Origin of the sequence: Micromonospora sp. NPDC049048, from assembly GCF_043197615.1 — a bacterium.
Taxonomy (GTDB): domain Bacteria; phylum Actinomycetota; class Actinomycetes; order Mycobacteriales; family Micromonosporaceae; genus Micromonospora.
Map to the genome: position 1 here is coordinate 304,353 of NZ_JBICTM010000001.1, position 19,402 is coordinate 323,754.

Annotated in this window: 23 protein-coding genes; 13 read left to right on the plus strand and 10 right to left on the minus strand. The window is 73.1% G+C overall.

Annotated elements, in window-relative coordinates; all coding sequences use genetic code 11:
• Window positions 1-71 precede the first annotated feature (71 nt).
• The 8 genes from ACGFIG_RS01420 to ACGFIG_RS01455 form a co-directional block, all read right to left on the minus strand.
• Complete coding sequence (locus tag ACGFIG_RS01420) at window positions 72-485, minus strand: VOC family protein (protein ID WP_392998099.1); 414 nt, start codon at window positions 483-485, stop codon at window positions 72-74.
• 150 nt (window positions 486-635) lie between these two features.
• Window positions 636-1,412, minus strand: coding sequence for a phosphate ABC transporter ATP-binding protein PstB (gene pstB, locus ACGFIG_RS01425; protein ID WP_392998100.1), 777 nt, complete (start codon window positions 1,410-1,412; stop codon window positions 636-638).
• Between the two features lie 20 nt (window positions 1,413-1,432).
• Window positions 1,433-2,521 carry a phosphate ABC transporter permease PstA gene (gene pstA, locus ACGFIG_RS01430; protein WP_392998101.1) on the minus strand — a complete coding sequence of 363 codons (1,089 nt, stop codon included), beginning with the start codon at window positions 2,519-2,521 and terminating at the stop codon, window positions 1,433-1,435.
• Window positions 2,518-3,609, minus strand: a complete 1,092-nt coding sequence (gene pstC / locus ACGFIG_RS01435) for a phosphate ABC transporter permease subunit PstC (RefSeq protein ID WP_392998102.1) — start codon at window positions 3,607-3,609, stop codon at window positions 2,518-2,520. Before pstC ends, pstA begins: the two co-directional genes overlap by 4 nt.
• Before the next feature lie 50 nt (window positions 3,610-3,659).
• The gene (gene pstS, locus ACGFIG_RS01440) at window positions 3,660-4,763 is read right to left on the minus strand and encodes a phosphate ABC transporter substrate-binding protein PstS (protein WP_392998103.1); all 1,104 of its coding nucleotides are present in this window, start codon (window positions 4,761-4,763) and stop codon (window positions 3,660-3,662) included.
• Window positions 4,764-5,027: 264 nt separating this feature from the next.
• Entirely contained in the window at window positions 5,028-5,954 is a 927-nt protein-coding gene (gene mshD / locus ACGFIG_RS01445; protein WP_392998104.1) for a mycothiol synthase, read from the minus strand.
• Window positions 5,955-6,047: 93 nt separating this feature from the next.
• Entirely contained in the window at window positions 6,048-6,929 is an 882-nt protein-coding gene (locus ACGFIG_RS01450) for a polysaccharide deacetylase family protein (RefSeq protein ID WP_392999378.1), read from the minus strand.
• Between the two features lie 148 nt (window positions 6,930-7,077).
• Window positions 7,078-7,797, minus strand: a complete 720-nt coding sequence (locus tag ACGFIG_RS01455) for a winged-helix domain-containing protein (RefSeq protein ID WP_392998105.1) — start codon at window positions 7,795-7,797, stop codon at window positions 7,078-7,080.
• A 245-nt stretch (window positions 7,798-8,042) separates the two neighbouring features.
• On the opposite strand from ACGFIG_RS01455, the gene ACGFIG_RS01460 reads away from it, so the two are divergent.
• The 6 genes from ACGFIG_RS01460 (at window position 8,043) to ACGFIG_RS01485 (ending at window position 12,554) form a co-directional block, all read left to right on the plus strand.
• Complete coding sequence (locus ACGFIG_RS01460) at window positions 8,043-9,101, plus strand: hypothetical protein (protein WP_392998106.1); 1,059 nt, start codon at window positions 8,043-8,045, stop codon at window positions 9,099-9,101.
• 81 nt (window positions 9,102-9,182) lie between these two features.
• Window positions 9,183-9,971: a DUF2993 domain-containing protein gene (locus ACGFIG_RS01465; protein WP_392998107.1), complete on the plus strand. Its 789-nt coding sequence runs from the start codon at window positions 9,183-9,185 to the stop codon at window positions 9,969-9,971.
• A gap of 183 nt (window positions 9,972-10,154) precedes the next feature.
• Window positions 10,155-10,232, plus strand: a complete 78-nt coding sequence (locus ACGFIG_RS01470) for an Ms5788A family Cys-rich leader peptide (RefSeq protein ID WP_311202345.1) — start codon at window positions 10,155-10,157, stop codon at window positions 10,230-10,232.
• Window positions 10,233-10,433: 201 nt separating this feature from the next.
• Window positions 10,434-11,282, plus strand: a complete 849-nt coding sequence (locus tag ACGFIG_RS01475; RefSeq protein ID WP_392998108.1) for a sulfurtransferase — start codon at window positions 10,434-10,436, stop codon at window positions 11,280-11,282.
• 3 nt (window positions 11,283-11,285) lie between these two features.
• Window positions 11,286-11,609: a DUF1416 domain-containing protein gene (locus ACGFIG_RS01480; protein ID WP_392998109.1), complete on the plus strand. Its 324-nt coding sequence runs from the start codon at window positions 11,286-11,288 to the stop codon at window positions 11,607-11,609.
• Between the two features lie 87 nt (window positions 11,610-11,696).
• A complete protein-coding gene (locus tag ACGFIG_RS01485; RefSeq protein ID WP_392998110.1) occupies window positions 11,697-12,554 on the plus strand; it encodes a hypothetical protein in 858 nt (285 codons plus the stop codon).
• A gap of 123 nt (window positions 12,555-12,677) precedes the next feature.
• On the opposite strand, the gene ACGFIG_RS01490 is transcribed toward ACGFIG_RS01485, so the two are convergent.
• Window positions 12,678-13,052, minus strand: coding sequence for a DsrE family protein (locus ACGFIG_RS01490; protein WP_392998111.1), 375 nt, complete (start codon window positions 13,050-13,052; stop codon window positions 12,678-12,680).
• A gap of 12 nt (window positions 13,053-13,064) precedes the next feature.
• On the opposite strand from ACGFIG_RS01490, the gene mtfM reads away from it, so the two are divergent.
• Both mtfM and ACGFIG_RS01500 read left to right on the plus strand, forming a co-directional pair.
• Window positions 13,065-13,169 (plus strand): small membrane protein MtfM, encoded by a 105-nt coding sequence (gene mtfM / locus ACGFIG_RS01495; protein ID WP_030327764.1) that lies wholly within the window; start codon window positions 13,065-13,067, stop codon window positions 13,167-13,169.
• 96 nt (window positions 13,170-13,265) lie between these two features.
• Window positions 13,266-13,859 carry an FABP family protein gene (locus ACGFIG_RS01500; protein WP_392998112.1) on the plus strand — a complete coding sequence of 198 codons (594 nt, stop codon included), beginning with the start codon at window positions 13,266-13,268 and terminating at the stop codon, window positions 13,857-13,859.
• On the opposite strand, the gene ACGFIG_RS01505 is transcribed toward ACGFIG_RS01500, so the two are convergent.
• A complete protein-coding gene (locus ACGFIG_RS01505) occupies window positions 13,840-14,724 on the minus strand; it encodes an aminotransferase class IV (RefSeq protein ID WP_392998113.1) in 885 nt (294 codons plus the stop codon). The genes ACGFIG_RS01500 and ACGFIG_RS01505 overlap by 20 nt on opposite strands.
• A gap of 70 nt (window positions 14,725-14,794) precedes the next feature.
• Between ACGFIG_RS01505 and ACGFIG_RS01510 the strand changes: the two genes are divergently transcribed.
• From ACGFIG_RS01510 to ACGFIG_RS01530, 5 genes are all read left to right on the plus strand, one after another.
• Window positions 14,795-15,223, plus strand: coding sequence for a Fur family transcriptional regulator (locus ACGFIG_RS01510; RefSeq protein ID WP_392998114.1), 429 nt, complete (start codon window positions 14,795-14,797; stop codon window positions 15,221-15,223).
• Window positions 15,220-16,332, plus strand: coding sequence for a YgfZ/GcvT domain-containing protein (locus ACGFIG_RS01515; protein ID WP_392998115.1), 1,113 nt, complete (start codon window positions 15,220-15,222; stop codon window positions 16,330-16,332). The genes ACGFIG_RS01510 and ACGFIG_RS01515 overlap by 4 nt, the downstream gene beginning before the upstream one ends.
• Window positions 16,333-16,424: 92 nt before the next feature.
• Window positions 16,425-17,267, plus strand: coding sequence for a 3-keto-5-aminohexanoate cleavage protein (locus tag ACGFIG_RS01520; protein WP_392998116.1), 843 nt, complete (start codon window positions 16,425-16,427; stop codon window positions 17,265-17,267).
• 245 nt (window positions 17,268-17,512) lie between these two features.
• Window positions 17,513-18,472, plus strand: coding sequence for an asparaginase (locus ACGFIG_RS01525; protein ID WP_392998117.1), 960 nt, complete (start codon window positions 17,513-17,515; stop codon window positions 18,470-18,472).
• Window positions 18,473-18,618: 146 nt separating this feature from the next.
• Window positions 18,619-19,362 carry an SDR family NAD(P)-dependent oxidoreductase gene (locus ACGFIG_RS01530; protein WP_392998118.1) on the plus strand — a complete coding sequence of 248 codons (744 nt, stop codon included), beginning with the start codon at window positions 18,619-18,621 and terminating at the stop codon, window positions 19,360-19,362.
• Window positions 19,363-19,402: the final 40 nt, after the last annotated feature.

Here is a 19,402-nt window from a genome sequence, read left to right on the forward strand (position 1 = left end):
GTGCCTGCCCGGTGCGCGGCTCTGGCGCACCCGGGGCGTGCTTCCCCGGTCCTGCGCCCGGGGCGGCGACGCTAGGCCACGAAGACGCAGAACGGGTGACCGGACGGGTCGGCGAAGACGTACAAGGGCTCGTCGGGGTCTTCGGTCCGGTCGAGCAGCAGTTTCGCGCCCAGGGCCTCCGCCCGCGTACGCTGCCTCTCCAGCTCGGACGTGTCCGGGACCGTGAAGTCGAGGTGCAACTGCATCGGCACGTCGTGCCGGGGCCAGGTGGTCCGAGGCAGGCGGTCGACGAGCTGGAAGGCGAGCTGGGCCGCTCCGTCGGAGTCTCTGAGCACGAGCCAGTCGGGCTCGTCGGCCGTCCCGTCCGTCGGTGGTTCGTCGCCGGGCCGGTACCGCAGCCCGAGCAGTTCCCGGTAGAACTCGGCGAGTTCCCGTGGGTTCGTGCTGTCGAGCACGGTGTGCAGCAACCGGGGATATCCAGACATGCCCGTCCTCCGCAGCGACCGGTGGGCGTTTCCCGACCCGACCCTAGGGCAGATCCTCCGGTGCTGCCGGGTCTGGCACAGCGGGGGTGCGGGAGAGGAAGGACCCCTGCCCCGCAGGAGAGCGGAAGAAGGGGTCCACCGCCTCGCGGGTCAGCCGAAGCGGCCGGTGATGTAGTCCTCGGTCTTCTTCACGCCGGGGTTGCTGAAGATCTTCTGGGTGTTGTCGTACTCGATGAGGCGGCCCGGGTCGCCGGTCTTCTCGATCGAGAAGAAGGCCGTCCGGTCCGAGACGCGCGCGGCCTGCTGCATGTTGTGCGTGACGATGATGATCGTGAACTTGTCCTTGAGCTGGAACATCAGGTCCTCGATGGCCAGCGTGGAGATCGGGTCGAGCGCCGAGCAGGGCTCGTCCATCAGCACCACCTGCGGCTCGACGGCGATGGTCCGGGCGATGCAGAGCCGCTGCTGCTGACCGCCGGAGAGGCCGGCGCCGGGCTTGCCGAGCCGGTCCTTCACCTCGTCCCAGAGGTTGGCCGAGCGGAGCGCCTTCTCGGCCGCCTCGTCCAGGATCGACTTGCGGCGTACGCCGTTGAGCCGCAGCCCGGCCACCACGTTCTCGAAGATGCTCATGGTGGGGAACGGGTTCGGCCGCTGGAAGACCATGCCGATCATGCGCCGGACGGCGGTGACGTCCACGTCCCGGTCGTAGATGTCCTGGTCGTCGATGGTGAGGCTGCCCTCGACCCGGGCGCCGGGGAGCACCTCGTGCATCCGGTTGATCGACCGCAGGAAGGTGGACTTGCCGCAGCCGGACGGGCCGATCAGGGCGGTCACCGTCTTCGGCTCGACGGTCAGGTTGATGTTCTCGATCGCCTTGAAGGCGCCGTAGTAGGCGGAGACGTTCTCCGCCTCGATGCGCTTGGCCATGGTGGTGGTACCTCCGGGGTTCATCGGCCGAGCCGGTTGCGACGGGCCAGCAGCTTCGCCGCGACGGTCAGGATCAGCACGAGGGCGACCAGGGTGAGTGCCGCGGTCCACGCCCGCGCCGGCGCGTACCGGGAGGCGTCGCCGGCCTGCTGGTAGACGAAGAGGGCCAGCGACGACTGGTTGTTCTCGAACGGGTTGAAGTTGATCGCCGCGCCGCCGCCGGCGACGAGCAGCACCGGGGCGGTCTCGCCGGCCGCGCGGGCGATGGCGAGCATGACGCCGGTGACGATGCCCGGCAGCGCGGTCGGCAGCACGACCCGCAGGATGGTCTTCCACTTCGGCACGCCGAGGGCGTACGCCCCCTCGCGCAGCGGCGCCGGGACGAGACGCAGCATCTCCTCGGTGGAGCGGACCACGGTGGGCAGCATCAGCACGCTCAGCGCCAGCGCGGCGGCGAAGCCGGAGAAGCTGGGCCGCCCGTCGTTGAACCACGGCGAGACGATCAGCACCCAGAACGCCAGCACGAAGAGGCCGGCGACGATCGACGGGACGCCCGTCATCACGTCGACGAAGAACCGGATCGCGGCGGCGAACCGGCCCCGGCCGTACTCGACGACGTAGATCGCGCAGAGGATGCCGAGCGGGACGGTGATCAGGGCGGCGATGCCGACCTGCTGGAGCGTGCCGACGATCGCGTGGTACGCGCCGCCGTTCGGGTCCCGCGCGCCGATGTTGTTCATCGAGGTGAGGAAGAAGTCGCCGTCCAGGCGCTCGACGCCCTTGCTGACCAGCGTCCAGACCACCGAGGCCAGCGGCAGTACGGCCAGCACGAACGCCGAGTGGATCAGCGCGCTCCAGGTGCGGTTGCGGGCCGAGCGCCGCCCCTCGACGCGGTTCGCGGCGGCGAAGAGCCCGCCCAGGTAGAGCAGCGCGCCGAGCACCACGACCAGCACCGGGCCACCGGTGCCGGTGCCGTACACGAACGCGGCGGCGACCAGCAGCGCGGCTGCCGCGACGGCCGGCGCGGCGTACCTCGGCAGGCGCCGGGCCTTGAGGGTGGGCGGCTGCGCGGGCGGACGGGTGCGCTGCGAGGTGACGGTGGTGGTCATGCGGCCGACTCCGTGAACTCCCGGCGGCGGTGGATGATCGCCCGCGCCGTGATGTTGACGATCAGCGTGATGGCGAAGAGCACCAGGCCCGAGGCGATCAGCGCGCCCCGACCCGTGCCGTTCGCCTCGCCGAACGTGTTGGCGATGTTGGCGGCGATGGTGTTGCCGCCGCTCTCGACGAGATTGAACGAGATGTCGAAGGTGATGCCGAGGGTCATCGCCAGGGCGATGGTCTCGCCGAGCGCGCGGCCGAGGCCGAGCATCACGGCGGCGACGATGCCGGGCCGGCCGTACGGCAGCACCGCGGTGCGGATCATCTCCCAGCGGGTGGCGCCGAGGGCGAGGGCGGCCTCCTCGTTGGCGGTCGGGGTCTGCGTGAACACCTCGCGGGAGAGCGAGGTGATGATCGGCAGCACCATGATCGCCAGGACCAGCGCGCCCAGCATGATCGACTTCCCGAAGGGGCCGTCGCCGCCGAAGATCGGGATCCAGCCGAAGTACGTGTTCAGCCAGGCGGAGAAGTCCCGTACCGGGTTGATGAAGACGTCGCGGCCCCAGAGGCCGAAGACCACGCTCGGCACGGCGGCCAGCAGGTCGATCAGGAAGCCCAGCGCGGTGCCGAACCGGCGCGGCGCGTAGTGGGACAGGTAGAGCGCGATGCCCAGCGCCACCGGCACCGCGATGAGCAGGGCCAGCGCGGAGCTGAGCACGGTCCCGAAGGCGAGCGCCCCGATGCCGAACTTCGGCTCCGCGTCGTTCGGGAACCAGCCCTCGAAGGTCCAGAAGCTCTCGGTGTTGGCCGCCAGCGCCGGCACCGCCTTGGCGACCAGGAAGACCGCGATCGCCGCGATGATGACCAGGACGGTGGTCCCGGCGCCCAGGGTGAGGGCGCGGAAGGCCCGTTCGGCGCCGAAGGCCCGGGCCCGGGGCAGCGCGCCGCCGCCGCCCAACCCGGCTCCGCCCGGCGTACGGGTGCTGACTGCTGCCTCGGCCGGACGCGCCGAGGCACCGGCGGGCCGGTCGTGACCGTCGGTCACGCTGGTCCCGCCGGTGCCGGCGTGGGCCGAGCGGTGAGGGGATTCACCCATCTGCTCACTCGCTTCGAGGTCGAGGTGGTGGCGGTGTCGGTGCGGTCGGCTCAGGCGAGGTTCCTGACCGCGGCCTCGACCTTGGCGCGGACCGTCTCGGGCAACGGGGCGTAGCCCAGCTCGGTCAGGTCGGCCTGACCCTCGGTGCTCGCGGCGTGGCCGAGGAAGCCCTTGAGCAGCGGGAGCTTGTCGGCGGCGAGGCCCTTGGCGCAGACGATCTCGTAGGTCACCAGGACGATCGGGTAGGCCCCGGCCTCCTTGGTGTTGTAGTCGATCTTCATCTTGAGGTCGTCGCCCTGGCCGACCACCTCGGCGCCGGCGATGGTCTTGCCGGCCGACTCGGCGGTCAGCTCGGCGAACTCGCCCGCGCCGTTGCCGACCTTGGCGGTCTTCAGGCCGCCGTTCTCCGCGTACGACCACTCGACGTAGCCGATGGTGCCGTCCTGGTTCTTGATGGCGCTGGCCATGCCGTCGGACTTCGCCGCGCCGGTGCCGCCCGGGGCCTTCCACTCCTTGGCCTTGCCGAAGGTCCAGTCGGCCGCGGCGGTCTTGGTGAGGAAGTCGGTGAAGTTGTCGGTGGTGCCGGAGGAGTCCGAGCGGTGCACCGCGTTGATGGCGGTCGACGGCAGCTTGGCGTCGGGGTTGTCGGCCTTGATCGCCGGGTCGTCCCACCTGGTCACCTTGCCGGCGAAGATCTTCGCCAGGGTGGCCGGCTTGAGCTGGAGGTTGTCCACGCCGGAGACGTTGTACGCGATGGCGACCGGGCCGATCACCATCGGCAGGTTGATCGCCGTGCCACCGACGCACTTGGCGTCGGCCTGCGGCTGCTCCTCCTCCTTGAGGGCGGAGTCCGAGCCGGCGAAGTCGGCGGTGCCGGCGATGAAGGCCTGGATGCCGGCGCCCGAGCCGGACGGCTCATAGTTGATCTTGGCGCCGGAGCACTTCTGCTGGTACGCCTTGATCCATTCGTCCATCGCGTTCTTCTGCGCCGACGAGCCCTGGGCGTTCAGCGTTCCGGTGGCGCAGTCGGCGGTGGCCGACCCGGAGGTGGCGGCGCTGCTCGCGGGCTCGTTGTTGTCCGAGCCGCATGCGCTGAGAGCGAGCGTCGCGGTAAGAGCGAGGCAGGCGAGGGTGCCGTGCCGCTGGAGCTTCACCTGAGGGGTTTCCCTTCACGTCTGACTTCGCAACCCGGATTGGGGGCCCGGGGTGCCGGCGCTGACCGGCTGATCCAAAAGCTAGGAGCGCCAGGTAGCCGGTTCGCCGGTCGGAAGTGAACGTGGGGTGAACAGGTGCGGCAGTGCAGATGACCGCTCGCTGAGGGTGAGTTGTCCGTTAAGTGAACCCGGGTGCCCCACCCGGAGGTAGGGGCGTTCCCGGGCCGCGACGTCCCTTGCCGGAGGCCGCGACCCGGGCCGCCGTCAGGCCGACTGGTAGTTGACGTGCGCCGACCAGCGGGCGAAGCCGAGCCGCTCGTAGAGCGCCACCGCGGCGGTGTTCGACTCGTCGACGTAGAGCATGACCCGGTCCAGGTCCCGCCGGTCCCGCAGGTACGCCAGGCCGGCGGCGGTCAGCGCCCGACCCAGCCCGCCCCGGTGGGCCGAGGGGTCCACGCCGAGGACGTAGACCTCGCCGATCCGGGCCGAGCCGGGTCGTTCGTGGACCTTCGTCCAGTGGAAGCCGAGCAGCCGGCCGGTGGACCCGTCGACGGCGAGCAGGAAGCCCTCCGGGTCGAACCACGGCTCGGCGAGGCGTACCCGCAGGTCGGCCAGGGACCAGCGACCCTGCTCGGGGTGCGTGGCGAAGGCCCGCGCGTTGAGCGCCAGCCACTCCTCGTCGTCGTCGCCGGGCCGGAACGGGCGCAGCGTCACCCCGTCCGGCAGCGGCTGGTCGGGGATCGGGGCGGTCAGCGGCCGGCGCAGCTGCCAGAGCGCCCGGGCCCGGCGCAGACCCAGGTCGACGGCGAGCGCGGCGGCCGAGGGGTGATCGCCGTGCGCCCAGACCCGCAGCGGGCCGTCGGCCGCCGCCAGGACACCCCGGGCCAGCGCCCGTCCCGTCCCGCGCCGCCGGTACGCCGGGTGCACCACCAGCTCCACCCCGATCCCGCTGGCCGCGTCGGTGGTGTCCAGGTGCGCGTACCCGGTCAGCGTGCCGTCGTCCGCCCGGGCGGTCAGGTGCACCGCGGGCGCGTCCGGGTCGCGGAGCCGGAGCAGGACGTGCTCGTCGAACGGGTCCGCCCCGTCCGCGTCGCCGGCGGCCCGGGCGAGGGTCGTCACGTCGGCGATCTCCGTGGGGCTGAGGCGGTCGGCCCGGTCGACCCGGCCGTTGCTCGCTTCGGGGTTGCTCATGACGTCACCGTAGTCGGGTCGCCGCCCGGCGTCGTCGCGCTCGGCTCGGTGCCCGGCGCCGCCCTGACCGGCGTCAACGAGCGCGGTGACGGCTCACGTCGACCCGTCGGGCAGCGCCTTGACCTCGAACCGGCTGGTCAGGGCCGGCAGGATGCGGTGCAGCGCGTCCACGGTGCCCTGCCGGTCGCCGCCGGCGTCGTGCAGCAGCACGACCGAGCCGGGCACCACGCCCGCGATGACGGTCGCCGCGATCCGGCCGGCTCCCGGCACCTCCCAGTCCGCCGGGTCCACCGTCCAGTGCAGCGGCGTCATGCCGAGTTCCTGGGCCACCGACACCACCTGACCCGTCCAGGCCCCGCCGGGCTGGCGGTAGTACGCGATCGGCGCGTCGGGCGCCGCCGCCCGGATCGCCTCGCTGGTGCGCAGCAGGTCCGCCCGGATGGCGGTGGGCGACCGCTGGCCGAGCGTGACGTCGTGGTTCCAGCTGTGGTTGCACAGGGTGTGCCCGTCGGCCGCGATGGCCCGGACGAGGTCCGGGTGGCGCTGCGCGTTCTCGCCGACCACGCAGAAGGTCGCCCGCACCTGGTGCTCGCGCAGCAAGGCGAGCACCTGCGGGGTGTACTGCGGGTCCGGCCCGTCATCGAAGGTCAGCGCGACCAGCGAGGTGCCGCTCGTGGTCTGCGCGCCGAACGGCCCGTCGGTCGGGGCCGGCGACGGTGTGCCGTCGGGGCCACCGTCCTGTCCGGCCTCCGCCGGGCCGCTGCTCGGGCTGCCCTCCGGCGTGGGTCGGGGAGTGTCGTCCGCCCGTGGCTGGTCGGCGTAGTGCGGGCTGGTGGCACTGGTGGTCACGCTGGACCGGGACGCCTGCGGGTCGGGGACCAGGCTGCGCCCGAGGGCGTACGCGGAGCCGAGCAGCGCGGCGACCACCACCGCGACGATGCCGATGGTGCGCGCGGTAGAGGGATCTCGGATCAGTGGGCCCGTTCGTGCCGATCCGCCGCCGCCCCCGTGGTCGATGCGCACCCCAGTGCCCCCTTTTGTGTCGCAAACCCGGCAGTCAGAATAGAACCGACTGGCCGGGCAAAAGGGGCATATGCGAAATGGTCTGCGAGGAATGCGGGCGTCAGACCGGCAGGGGTGCGTGCTCGCTCTCCGGCAGGGAACGGGAGGGCGGTACGACGAACTTGTAGCCCACCTGCCGCACCGTGCCGATCATCGACTCGTACTCGGAGCCGAGCTTGGCCCGCAGTCGTCGGACGTGCACGTCGACCGTGCGGGTGCCGCCGAAGTAGTCGTAGCCCCACACCTCGCGCAGGAGCTGATCGCGGGTGAACACCCGGCCCGGGTGCTGGGCCAGGAACTTCAGCAGCTCGAACTCCTTGTAGGTCAGGTCGAGCGGGCGGCCCTTGAGCTTCGCGGCGTACGTGTCCGGGTCGATGGTCAACTCGCCGGCGCGGATCGAGCCGCCGGCACCGGAGACGGCGTCGCTCAACCGCCCGACGGCGAGCCGCAGCCGGGCCTCCACCTCGGCCGGGCCGGCGGCGGCGAGGATGACGTCGTCGACGCCCCAGTCGGCGTTGAGCGCGATCAGGCCGGCCTCGGTGACCACCGCGAGCAGCGGCACCCCGAGCCCGGTGGCGTGCAGCATCCGGCAGGTCGCCCGGGCCTCGCTCAGCTCGGAGCGGGCGTCGACCAGCACCGCGTCCGGGCTGGGGCCGGCGACCAGGGTGCGCACGTCGCGCGGCGCGGTACGGACCGAGTGCGGCAGCAGGTCGAGCGCCGGCAGCACTGCGGATGGTTCGCCTGCGCGCGCGGTCACCAGCAGCAGGATCTCCACGATCACCTCCGTCCCGGCGGCCGTCGGCCGCGCGCGACCAGCGCACTCCGCAGCGGGCGTGGCGCTGATGAACTTGCGTGGGTCCCGGCGTCGCTGACGGGGCGGGTAACGGGTTGAGCGTAACGGATCGCCCCGGTCGGACCTTCGCGTACTTTCGCGTTTGCCCGGCTTGCCCATGATCGTGCCCCAGGTTTTAACGTTGCCGAAACCGTGGCACGCGCGAGGGCCGGCGGGTCTGGCACGATCGGGGCGTGTTTCCCTCCAGCTCGCCCGAGACCGGCCGCGACCAGTGGCCTGACGGGCCCCGCCCGGGGCCGTCCGGCCCCTCCCGTGGCCAGCCGCCGGCGCCGCGCACCGGGCCGGCCCCCGACGACGACGAGCGCAGGGAGCGCAGCGGACCGCGCCGTGCCCGGCGGTCCGGCGACCCGGCCCGCCGGCCCGACGACGATCCGGACGTCGATCCGGACGAGGAACCGATCGAGCCGGTCGAGGTACGCCGGCCGCTCGCGCTGACGGTCGCCGGGTTCGCCGCCCTGCTCGGGGTCGGTCTCGTGCTCGGGGCGCAGACCTCCGGCCCGGGGCACCGGCTGCCCTTCGCGTTCGTCATCTTCGGCGTGCAGCTGCTCTTCGTGCTGGCCTGGACGATGGCCATCCGCCCGCCCGCGCTGCTGCTGGTCGCCGCCGTCAGCGTCGGCGCCGCGGTGGCGGCCGACTTCGCGGCCGTGCAGACGGACGTGGCCGGCCTGGCGCCGCTGGGCTACGTCGCGGCGGGCGGCTTCGCCCTCGGGGTGCTCGGGCAGCTCGTCCGGCGCGTCGACCGGGTGCGGGTGACCGACTCCCTCGGCAGCACCCTGCTGATCGTGGTCGGTGTCGTTTCCTTCGCCACGCTGATCGTGCTCAGCCGGATCCCGGCGGGCACCCAGGCCATCACGGTGTGCCTCACCGCGAGCGCGGTCGCGCTCACCGTCGCCCGGTTGACCGACGCGGTGGCCCCGTGGCCCCGGCTGGCCCCCCAGGTGCCCCGGGGCGCGGCCGGCGTGGTGGCCGGCGCGATGGTCGGCACGCTGGTCAGCGCCCTCCTCGGCAGCTACCTCGTGACGCCCTTCACCCCGACCCGGGCCGCGATCATCGGGCTGGTCGCGGCGGTCGCCGCCGTGCTGGCCGATCTCGCCGTCGGCTACGCCGAGGCGGGCCGGCTGATGGCGGGGGAGCCGCCGACCATGTGGGTGGCCCGGCACATGCAGGGGCCGCTCGGTGGCTTCGCCCTGGCCGCGCCCGCCGCGTACGCGATGTGCAAGCTCGTTCTCTGAGGCGGTGGTTGAGCTCTTCCCCGTCCGGGTACCACCGGTGGGCCGCTTCGCGGCATCCCGGCACTGACGACAGGAGGCGGCGTGGCGCACGACGAGACGTACGAGGAGCGGCCCCGGCGACGCGGGCGCAAGGTGCTCGTCACACTCGTCGTGCTGCTGCTGGTCCTGGGCGGCCTGGTCGTCGCGGCCGACCGGATCGCCGTCGGGGTGGCCGAGCGGGCCATCGCCGACCAGGTCAGCCAGGAGATCGCCAAGCAGGGTGCGCAGTCCTCGCCGCCGGAGGTGGAGGTCGGCGGCGTCCCGTTCCTCACCCAGGTGCTCGACGGCCGCTACGAGCGCATCTCCATCGTGCTGCGCGACGTGCAGGGCTCGGTACGGGGTGACGCGGTCGCGCTGCCGAAGCTCGACGTGGACGCCCGCAACGTGCGCGCCTCGCTCGACACCATCCGTTCCGGCCAGGGCGACGTGGTCGCCGAGACGGTCGACGGGACGGGCACCATCAGCTACGACAGCCTCGCCAAGCTGCTCGACCGGCCGGGACTGACCCTCGGCGAGCAGAACGGCCGGCTGGCCGTCACCGCCCCGGTCGACATCCTCGGTCAGCGGCTCACCGTGACCGGCACCGCCGACATCGCGGTCGGCAAGGAGGGGCAGGTGGCGCTGCGGTTCAACGACCTGAACGCCGAGGGCCTGCCGAACCAGCCGCTGGCCCGGACGCTGTTGAACAACTACGCGCGCAGCATCTCCATCGACGTGCCCCTGCCCGAGCTGCCGTTCCAGCTCGCCGTCCGGGAGGTCCGGCCGTTGCCCGAAGGGCTGGCCGTGACCGCGGACGCCAAGAACGTGCCGATCAACTCGGCCACCAGCTGACCGGGGCGACGTCCGCCGTCCCGCCGGACGGCTCGTCGGCCGCCCTCCCGCCAGCCGTCCCGCCGACCGCCAGCCATCCCGTCGGCCGCCGTCCCGCCCGTCGGCAGCCCGCCCGCCGGCCGGCATCCCGGATGCTGGTCAGCTCTGTGGCGTCTTCGTAGCTGGCTGATAGGCTCCCTGCTCATGGGGACGCTCCTCACCAAACGGCGCGCGGTCGACCTGTGCCGCGTGGCCACCTGCCTGTGTCGCCCCGTCATCTGACGGCGGGGCTGTCCTCGGCCGCCTAGCGGCCATCGGCACGCAGGAGCCTTTCTTCTCCCGTGCTCTCTTCCAACGCCCGGCAGCGGCGCCGTCGCACGAACCCGTGATCCGTCCATACGGTGGATCCCGCGCGTGGTGCGATTTCCTGACTTCGATGCCCCCGTGCTGGTTCACCATTCCTCATCACCAGGGAGTGATCTGATGAGTCGCGACACCGCACTCGTCTCGGCCGAGTGGGCCGAGAAGAACCTCGACGCCCCGGGCGTCGTCTTCGTCGAGGTCGACGAGGACACCTCGGCCTACGACACCGGTCACATCGCCGGCGCCATCAAGCTGGACTGGAAGACCGACCTCCAGGACCAGGTGCGCCGGGACTTCGTCAACAAGAGCCAGTTCGAGGCGCTGCTCTCCGAGCGGGGCGTCAGCAACGACGACACCGTCATCCTCTACGGCGGCAACAACAACTGGTTCGCCGCGTACGCGTACTGGTACTTCAAGCTCTACGGCCACGGCGACGTCAAGCTGCTCGACGGCGGTCGCAAGAAGTGGGAGCTCGACGCGCGCCCGCTGGTCCGCGACGCGGTGACCCGCCCCAGGACGCAGTACGTGGCGCAGGAGCCGGACAACTCGATCCGGGCCTTCCGCGACGAGGTGGTGGCCGCCATCGGCACGAAGAACCTGGTCGACGTGCGCAGCCCCGACGAGTTCGCCGGCCGGCTGCTCGCCCCCGCCCACCTGCCCCAGGAGCAGGCGCAGCGGGCCGGGCACATCCCCACGGCGATCAGCGTGCCGTGGTCCAAGGCGGCCAACGAGGACGGCACCTTCAAGTCCGACGACGAGCTGCGCAAGATCTACGCCGACGCCGGGCTGGACGACAGCCGCGAGACCATCGCGTACTGCCGGATCGGCGAGCGCTCCTCGCACTCCTGGTTCGTGCTCCAGGAGCTGCTCGGCCACCGCAACGTGAAGAACTACGACGGATCCTGGACCGAGTACGGCTCGCTGGTCGGCGTGCCGGTTGCGCTTGGCGACGAGCCCGGGGAGGCCTGAGCCATGACCGCACCCACCGCCGCCGGCTGCGCCGCTCCCGACCAGGCCGCCCCGCTGCCCGCGAGCCTGGACCTGGAGAAGGAGACCGTGATCACCGGGGTCGTCCGCTCCGACGCGGGCGAGGCCGTGCCGGGCGCGTACGTCCGGTTGCTCGACTCGACCGGCGAGTTCACCGCCGAGGTGGTGACCTCGCCGGCCGGCCAGTTCCGGTTCTTCGCCGCGCCGGGTTCCTGGACCCTGCGGGCGCTCTCCCGGCACGGCAACGGTGACGCCGCCGTCACCGCCGTCCGCGGCATCAACGAGGTCGCCGTCTCGGTCGCCTCCTGACCCCCGCCCCGCCGGTCGTCCCGTGGCCCGTCGCCTTCCCAGGTGGCGGGCCACGACCGTCTCCGGACGCCGTGACACGATGGCCCCGTGAACGGCGTGGAAGCGGCGGGGCAGGCCCCGCCTACCGGTCCGGACCGGCCGGCGGCCCCTCGACGGCGGTTGCCCTGGCTGCTCGTGGCCACCGTGGCCTGGGCGGTGCTGCTGGCGGCGCTGACCTGGACGTCGGTGCGGAACGACCCGCCGACCGTCCGGGAGCAGCGCAGCCTGACCGAGGCCGGCCCGGTCGTCGACCGCGCGGTCGGCGAGCTGGTCGCGGCGGCCGGCGACACGGCCGTGCTGACCCCGCCCGAGATCGAGCGGGGCTGCCGGGTCACCCCGTTCGCCGACGGCGCCATCCTGACCCGCGGGGTGGACGTGTTCGTCCCCGTGGGCCTGGAGCGGTCGCTGCTGGAGCGGGTCGCCGACCGACTCCCCGGGAGCTGGCGGGCCGGCGTCCGGATCACGTCGGAGGACGGCCCCCGGCTGCGCGCCGACGCGGGCGAGTTCGTGACCGTCTCCGGCGCGGTCGAGGCGGACGGTCTCGTCCGGCTGACCGCCGACACGGGCTGCCGGCCGGTGGGCGACGGCTACGCGGCACCGGCGGTCGGCGCCGACGGCGCGGAGAGCGAGGCCCTGGCCGCGGCGCTGCGGGCGCTCGGCGGCCCGCCCGGCTCGGCGCCCGAGCTGGTCGTCGCGCCCTGCCCCGGTGGTGGCACCGCCCGCACCGCCCGCGCCGGCGCCGTCGAAACCCCACCGTCCCCGGCCGACGCGCTCGGCGCCGTCGCCCGCGTCCCGCTGCTGAACACCGCCCAGGCGTACGCCTACCGGCACGGCACCGCCATGGTCCTGGCCGATCTCTCCGGCGACCGGGTCGTCGTCTCGGTCAACACCGGCTGTCCCGCCTGACCCGACGGTGAACGCCCGCCCGGCGGTCTGCGCCTGCCCGAGGGCCTGAGCCCGCCCGGCGGCCTGCACCGGCCGAGGGCCTGCGCCCGCGCGACGGGTCAGCGCCCGGCTGGGGTCAGCCGGTCAGTAGACCAGGGCCTGGGCCCCTTCGGCCATCGCCTCCTCGACGAAGGCCGCGGCACCGGCGATGCGGACGCCCGGCAGCACGTCGTCCGGCCCGATGTCCCGCCGGGCGGCGCACTGCGTGCAGGCGGTCACCGTGCCGGTGGTCAGGATCACGTGCAGCAGCTCGGCCAGCGGGGCCGAGTGCGGCAGCTCGAACTCCTGCGCCCGGCCGGGCAGCGCGAACCAGGTCGACTCCCCGGTGAGCCAGAGTGACACGTGCACTCCGGCGGCGGCTGCGGTGGCGGCGACGGTGAAGGCCTGGGCGCACCGCTCCGGGGCGTCGGCCCCGGCGGTGGCCTTGACGACGAGAGTGCGGGCCATGGGGCCCAGCATAGGATGGTCCCGATGGTTACCGAGATCGGGTTCGTCAGCCTGCTGGTCGCCGGCCTGGGCGGGCTCGCCGGTGGCCTGGTCTACCTGGCTGTACGCATATCGAGAGGACGCTGGTGAGCGCGAGGAGTGAGCCGGGTCTGCGAGCCCCGCAGTCGCGAACGAAGGTGGCTCGGTGAGCTGTCGTGGACACCGGCGGAGAGGCGGAGTGAACCGGTGAGCGACGAGAACCCCCTGCAGCCGCCGCCGTGGCTGAACGCGCCGCCGGTCGACCCGTACCCGTACGAGGAGAGCCACGACCTGCGCGTCGGCCCGAAGCTGCACCCCACGTTGGACGGCCTGCTGCCGTACGTCGGGGTGTGGCGCGGTCGGGGTCGGGGCGGCTTCCCCACCATCGAGGACTTCGACTTCGCGCAGGAGATCCGGATCAGCCACGACGGCCGACCGTTCCTGTTCTACGAGTCGCGCGCCTGGCTGCTCGACGAGCAGAGCCGTCCGGTCCGCCCGGCGGGTCGCGAGGTCGGCTGGTGGCGGCCGGTGATGGACGGCGACCGGGTCACCGACGAGCTGGAGGCGCTGATGACCGTGCCCACCGGCGTCATGGAGCTGCACATCGGCAAGCGCAAGGGCACCCAGATCGAGTTCGTCACCGACGCGGTGGTCCGTACGTCGACCGCCAAGGAGGTCACCGCCGGTCACCGCCTCTTCGGCATCGTCGAGGGCGCACTGCTCTACGCCCAGGAGATGGCGGCCGTCGGGCATCCCCTCTCCCCGCACCTCTCCGCACGCCTCACCCGGGTGGCGGGCTGACCCCTCCCTCGCCGACAGCGGGGGCGGGGAAGCCCAGGAGCGCCTGGAGGGCGGCGGTGTACGCGCTGCGGCGCAGCGGAACGGCGTCCAGGGTGCGGATCTCCGCGAGGCCCCGGACGGACGAGCTGAGCCAGACGCCGTCGGCGTTGCCCAGCTCCGCCGGGGTGACCAGGCGCTCCTCGGCGCGTAGGCCCAGCTCGGGGGCGTGCGCCAGGAGCCAGGCGGCGGTCACGCCCGGCAGGATGCCGGTTCCGGCGGCGGGCACCGTACGGAGGGTGTCGCCGGTCAGCCACACCAGGTTGGCCGTGGGCCCCTCCAGCGCGTACCCGTCTGAGGAGACCCAGAGCGCGTCGTCCACGCCGGCGCGGGTGGCCCAGCGGCGGGCGGCGGTGCTCACCGCGTACGAGGTGGACTTGATTCCGGTCGGCAGCCAGTCGAGTTCGGCGCGGGCCCGGGCCGTGACGCCCAGCGGCAGGGTCGCCACGGTGATCCCGTCGCGTCGGGCCGCCCGGGCGGCGGCCGGCACCTCGCCGAGCGTGGCGTAGACGGTCGGCGGGCCGCCGCCCTCCGGCCCCCGGGTGCAGACCAGCCGCAACGCCCCCTCGACCTCGGCGGGCCAGCCCGCGCGGACGGCGTCGAGCAGCCCCACCAGCACCTCGACGGCGGGCAGCGTCAGGTCGACGGCCGCCGCAGCCCGGGCCAGCCGGGCCAGGTGCTCGTCGCGTAGCCACGGCCGTCCGTCCCGCAGGTGCATCGTCTCGAAGAGCCCGTCGCCGTGCAGTACGCCCCGGTCGTCGCCGCGCAGCACCGGCTCGCCGGGCGGCACCAGCCCGCGCCCCGGTACGGCGATCCTCGACGCCACCATGACGGCCGAGCCTAGCGGCGGACCGGTCGACGCGGGCGGCGAGCGTGGCGGAGCGAACTATGATCGGACGGTGTCCGAATCCTCCCTCGCGGAAGTGCTCCGCGCCCGTGGCCTTCGGCTGACGGCGCAGCGGCAGTTGATCCTCCAGGCTGTGCTGGACCTGGGGCACGCCACCCCGGAGCAGGTGCACACAGCCGTCCGTGAGGTCGCCGCAGGGGTCAACATCACCACCATCTACCGCACGCTGGAGCTGCTGGAACGGCTCGGCCTGGTCACCCACACCCATCTCTCGCACGGCTCGCCGACCTATCACGCGGCCGGCGAGGACCAGCACGTCCACCTGGTCTGCCGGGAGTGCGGCGCGATCGACGAGATCGATCCGGAGCTGCTGAGCCCGCTCGCCGACCAGTTGGCGAGCCAGCGCGGGTTCCGGGTGGACATCGGCCACGTCTCGTTCTTCGGCGTCTGCGTCCGCTGCGAGAACGGGGACAGCAAGTGATCGACATCGCGGGCGCGGTGAGCGTCGAGAGCATCGACGAGGCCAGCCGGGACCAGCCCGAGCCGGCGCACGCGGCGGCCGGCGTGCGGGGCGTGGCGGCGCACTACGGCGACCCGATGCGCGAGCAGCGCACCCTCGACACGGCGGTCGGCCTGGTCGACCGCTCGCACCGGGGCGTCGTCGCGGTGCCCGGCGAGGAGCGGATCGGCTGGCTGCACACCCTCACCAGCCAGCACCTGGCGCAGCTCACCGCAGGCCAGGGCACCGAGCTGCTGGTGCTCTCCCCGCACGGGCACGTCGAGCAGCACGCCATGGTCGCCGAGGACGGCGTCACCACCTGGCTCGACACCGAGCCGGGCGCGACCACCGGCCTGCTGTCGTACCTGGAGCGGATGCGGTTCTTCAGCAAGGTCGAGCCGCGCGACGCCACCGCCGAGCACGCCCTGCTCTCCCTCGTCGGGCCGGAGGCCCCCGCCGCGGTGCAGACGCTCGGCGTGACCGGGCTGGCCGCACCCGACGTGGTCGCGGTGCCGGGCCCGAAGTTCCGTGCCGGTGAGCTGCCGCCACGGCCCACCGTGCTGTACGACGTGCGTCCGCTGCCCGTGGGCGGGTGGGCGCGCCGGGGCCCGCTGGGCGTGGACCTGCTGGTGCCCCGGGCCGCCATGGAGCAGGTGGTCACCGAGCTGCGGGGCAACGGGGTGCCGGTCGCCGGCCTGTGGGCGTACGAGGCGGTGCGGGTGGCCGCCCGGCGGGCACGGGTGGGGGTGGACACCGACCACCGGACGATCCCGGCCGAGGTGGACCTGATCGCCCCGGCCGTACACCTGGACAAGGGCTGCTACCGGGGTCAGGAGACCGTGGCCCGGGTGCACAACATGGGCCGGCCGCCGCGTCGGCTCGTACTGCTGCATCTGGACGGGGTGACCACCGACCAGCCGCCGGTCGCCGGCACGCCGGTGACCCTCGACGGCCGGGCGGTCGGTTTCGTCGGCACGGCCGTGCACCACCACGAGCTGGGCCAGGTCGCCCTGGCCGTGGTCAAGCGCAACGTCGCCGACGACGCCCGCCTGCTCGTCGGTGAGACCGCCGCCGCGATCGATCCGGCCTGACCGCCCGTCGGCGAAAGATTCTCTCCTTCGGGGCGCTGGGGCCGGAAAAGTTCCGGTCGACTGGCTGGTTGGCCTCGGTCTAGGATCCGGGCATGACGACAGGGACGTTGATCACGGTTGCCCCCACCGGCGCGGAGTCGGCCAAGGCCGAGGTGCCGGCGCTGCCGGTGACGCTCGACGAGTTGCTGCTGACCGCCAAGGAGTGCGAGGCGCTCGGCGCCGCCGTGATCCACGTCCACATCCGCGACGACGAGGCGAAGCCCACCCTGGACCAGGGACGGCTGCGGGAGACCGTGGCGGCGCTGCGGGCGGGCACCGACCTGATCGTGCAGCTCTCCTCCGGGGGCGCGGTGACCGACCCGGAGGCCGCCCGGCTCGCGGTGCTCGACGCCGGCCCCGACATGGCCTCCTGCACGATGGGCACGCTCAACTTCGGCGACGACGTCTTCCTCAACCGCTGGGAGTTCATCGTCGACCTGCACACCCGCATGCAGGAGCGCGGCATCGTGCCCGAGTACGAGATCTTCGACCTCGGCCACCTGACCGCCCTGCAACGGCTGCTCGGCAAGTACGGCCTGCCGGCGGGCGGGCACGTGCACGTCGACTTCGTGATGGGCGTGCCGGGCGGCATGTCGGGCACCACCTCGGCGCTGGTCGCCGCCCACCAGGCGCTGCGCGACCTGCCCGAGGGCACCACCTTCTCGGCCACCGGCATCGGCCGCAGCACGATCCCGGTCATGCTGGCCTCGCTCTCGGCCGGTGGGCACCTGCGGGTCGGTATGGAGGACACGGTGACGTACGCCAAGGGTCGCCCGGTCGAGTCCAACATGCAGCTCGTCGCCCGGGCGGTCGGCTTCGCCCAGCTCGCCCAGCGACCGCCGCTGACCACGGCCGAGGCGCGCGACCTGCTCGGCCTGCCGACGACCGGGCGGTAACCGCCCCGGCGGCCACCGGGCAGCTGGGGCGCCCTGTCGGTCGTCGGGTGGTCAGCGCCCGCCGGTCGCCGAGCGCTCGGTGCGGCTCTGTCGGTCGCCGGGCGGTGGGTGCGCCCTGCCGATCGCCCTGCCGGTCGCCCGGGCGGTAAGCAGCGACCGGGGTCGGCGCTGCTGTACAGCCGGTCGTCGACCGCCTGGTCACCCGCCCGCCGGGTGTGGCCGGTGGTGGCGGTACCGTCCACCTCGTGGGAAAGACGTACGAGGGCGGCGCGCCGCTCGCCGAGGTGGTCCGGTCGGGATTCGTCGAGGGTGTGCACCGGGGGTCGGTGGTGGTGCTCGACGCCACCGGCGCGACGGTCGCCGGTGCCGGGGACGTGACCTCGCCGGTCTTCCCGCGCTCGTCCAACAAGCCGATGCAGGCGGTCGGCATGCTCCGTGCCGGGCTGACGCTGGGCGATCCCGCCGACGTGGCGCTGGTCGCGGCCAGCCACGCCGGGGAGGACTTCCACCTGGCCCGGGTCGGCGCGCTGCTGGCGCGCGCCGGGCTGGACGAGTCGGCCCTGCACTGTCCGCCGGACCTGCCCGTGGGCGACGAGGCGCGGGCGGCCGTGCTGCGGGCCGGCGGCGGTCCCACGCGTACGCAGATGAACTGCTCCGGCAAGCACAGCGGGATGCTGCTGACCTGCCTGGCCGCCGGCTGGCCGCTCGACGGTTACTGGCGTCCGGAGCACCCGTTGCAGCAGCGGCTGCGGGACGCGGTGGAGGAGTACGCCGGCGAGCAGGTCGGGGCGGTCGGGGTGGACGGCTGCGGTGCCCCGGTGCTCGCCATCTCGCTGACCGGGCTGGCCGGGGCGTACCTCAGGCTCGTCTCGGCGGAGCCCGGCACCGTGGCGCGGACGGTGGCCGACGCGATGCGCGCGTACCCGGACCTGGTGGGCGGCACGCAGGCCGACGACAGCCGGCTCATGCGTGGGGTTCCCGGGCTGCTCGCCAAGGTGGGCGCCGAGGGGGTCATCGCCGCGGCGGTGCCCGGGGTCGGGGCGGTCGCTCTCAAGATCGACGACGGCGCGGGCCGGGCCCGGATGCCGGTGCTGGTCTCCGCCCTGCGCCGGCTCGGGGTGGACGCCCCGGTGCTGGCCGAGTACGCCGAGACGCCGGTCTTCGGCGGCGGCCTGCCGGTCGGCGCAGTCCGCCCCCTCTGGTAGCCCGAGCGGAGCCGTCACCCGTATCCCCTGGCCGGGATGACCTCGCCCATTGCTTGTCACCGGGCAGTGGGGCACTGGTACGGGTGTGGAAACGCGCCGTCCGATCACCGCCAGACGGCTGCTCTCCTGTCGGACAGGCTCTTGTCATGAACAACGCAATCGATGGCAAGGTGGCTCTGGTTACCGGCGGTGGTCGTGGCATCGGCGCTGCCGTGGCGCTGCGTCTGGCCAATGAGGGCGCCGATGTGGCGTTGACGTTCCAGGAGAATCAGCAACGCGCCGACGACGTGGTGGATCGGATCAAGGCTGCCGGACGGCGGGCTCTCGCCGTGCAGGCGGACAGCGGCGACCCGGCGGCCGTGGTCGACGCGGTCGACCGGGTCGCCGGCGAGCTGGGTCGGTTGGACATCCTGGTGAACAACGCCGGCGCGTTCCTGCTCGGACCGTTGGAACAACTGAGCCTGGAGGAGTTCGAGCAGACTGTCGCGGTCAACGTCCGGGCGCCGTTCGTCGCCTCCCAGGCTGCGGTGCGCCACATGTCGGCCGGTGGACGGATCATCAACATCGGCAGCAACGTGGCCGAGCGGGCGGTCTTCCCGGGCTTCTCGCTGTACGCGATGAGCAAGACCGCTCTGATCGGCCTGACCAAGGCGCTCGGACGCGAACTCGGCGGCAGAGCGATCACCGTAAATCTGGTCAACCCCGGGGCCACGGACACCGAACTGAATCCGGCCGACGGCCCTAACGCCGAGACGATCAACGGGTTCACCGCCCTCGGTCACTACGCGGACCCAGCCGATGTGGCCGCCGCGGTCGCGTTCCTCGCCAGCGCGGACGGGCGCTACATCACCGGGGCGACGATCAACGTCGACGGCGGTTTCACCATCTGATCACCGGCTCGCCGCCATCTGGTCCGCCGTTCGCATGGCT

Excerpts from the sequence above, each read along its gene's own strand:
- pstA (WP_392998101.1), bottom strand. The coding sequence starts at position 2,521 with ATGACCACCACCGTCACCTCGCAGCGCACCCGTCCGCCCGCGCAGCCG.
- pstB (WP_392998100.1), bottom strand. The coding sequence starts at position 1,412 with ATGGCCAAGCGCATCGAGGCGGAGAACGTCTCCGCCTACTACGGCGCC.
- ACGFIG_RS01470 (WP_311202345.1), top strand. The coding sequence starts at position 10,155 with ATGGGGACGCTCCTCACCAAACGGCGCGCGGTCGACCTGTGCCGCGTG.
- mshD (WP_392998104.1), bottom strand. The coding sequence starts at position 5,954 with ATGAGCAACCCCGAAGCGAGCAACGGCCGGGTCGACCGGGCCGACCGC.
- mtfM (WP_030327764.1), top strand. The coding sequence starts at position 13,065 with ATGGTTACCGAGATCGGGTTCGTCAGCCTGCTGGTCGCCGGCCTGGGC.
- ACGFIG_RS01530 (WP_392998118.1), top strand. The coding sequence starts at position 18,619 with ATGAACAACGCAATCGATGGCAAGGTGGCTCTGGTTACCGGCGGTGGT.
- ACGFIG_RS01490 (WP_392998111.1), bottom strand. The coding sequence starts at position 13,052 with ATGCTGGGCCCCATGGCCCGCACTCTCGTCGTCAAGGCCACCGCCGGG.
- ACGFIG_RS01475 (WP_392998108.1), top strand. The coding sequence starts at position 10,434 with ATGAGTCGCGACACCGCACTCGTCTCGGCCGAGTGGGCCGAGAAGAAC.
- ACGFIG_RS01520 (WP_392998116.1), top strand. The coding sequence starts at position 16,425 with ATGACGACAGGGACGTTGATCACGGTTGCCCCCACCGGCGCGGAGTCG.
- pstC (WP_392998102.1), bottom strand. The coding sequence starts at position 3,609 with ATGGGTGAATCCCCTCACCGCTCGGCCCACGCCGGCACCGGCGGGACC.
- ACGFIG_RS01505 (WP_392998113.1), bottom strand. The coding sequence starts at position 14,724 with ATGGTGGCGTCGAGGATCGCCGTACCGGGGCGCGGGCTGGTGCCGCCC.
- ACGFIG_RS01420 (WP_392998099.1), bottom strand. The coding sequence starts at position 485 with ATGTCTGGATATCCCCGGTTGCTGCACACCGTGCTCGACAGCACGAAC.
- ACGFIG_RS01480 (WP_392998109.1), top strand. The coding sequence starts at position 11,286 with ATGACCGCACCCACCGCCGCCGGCTGCGCCGCTCCCGACCAGGCCGCC.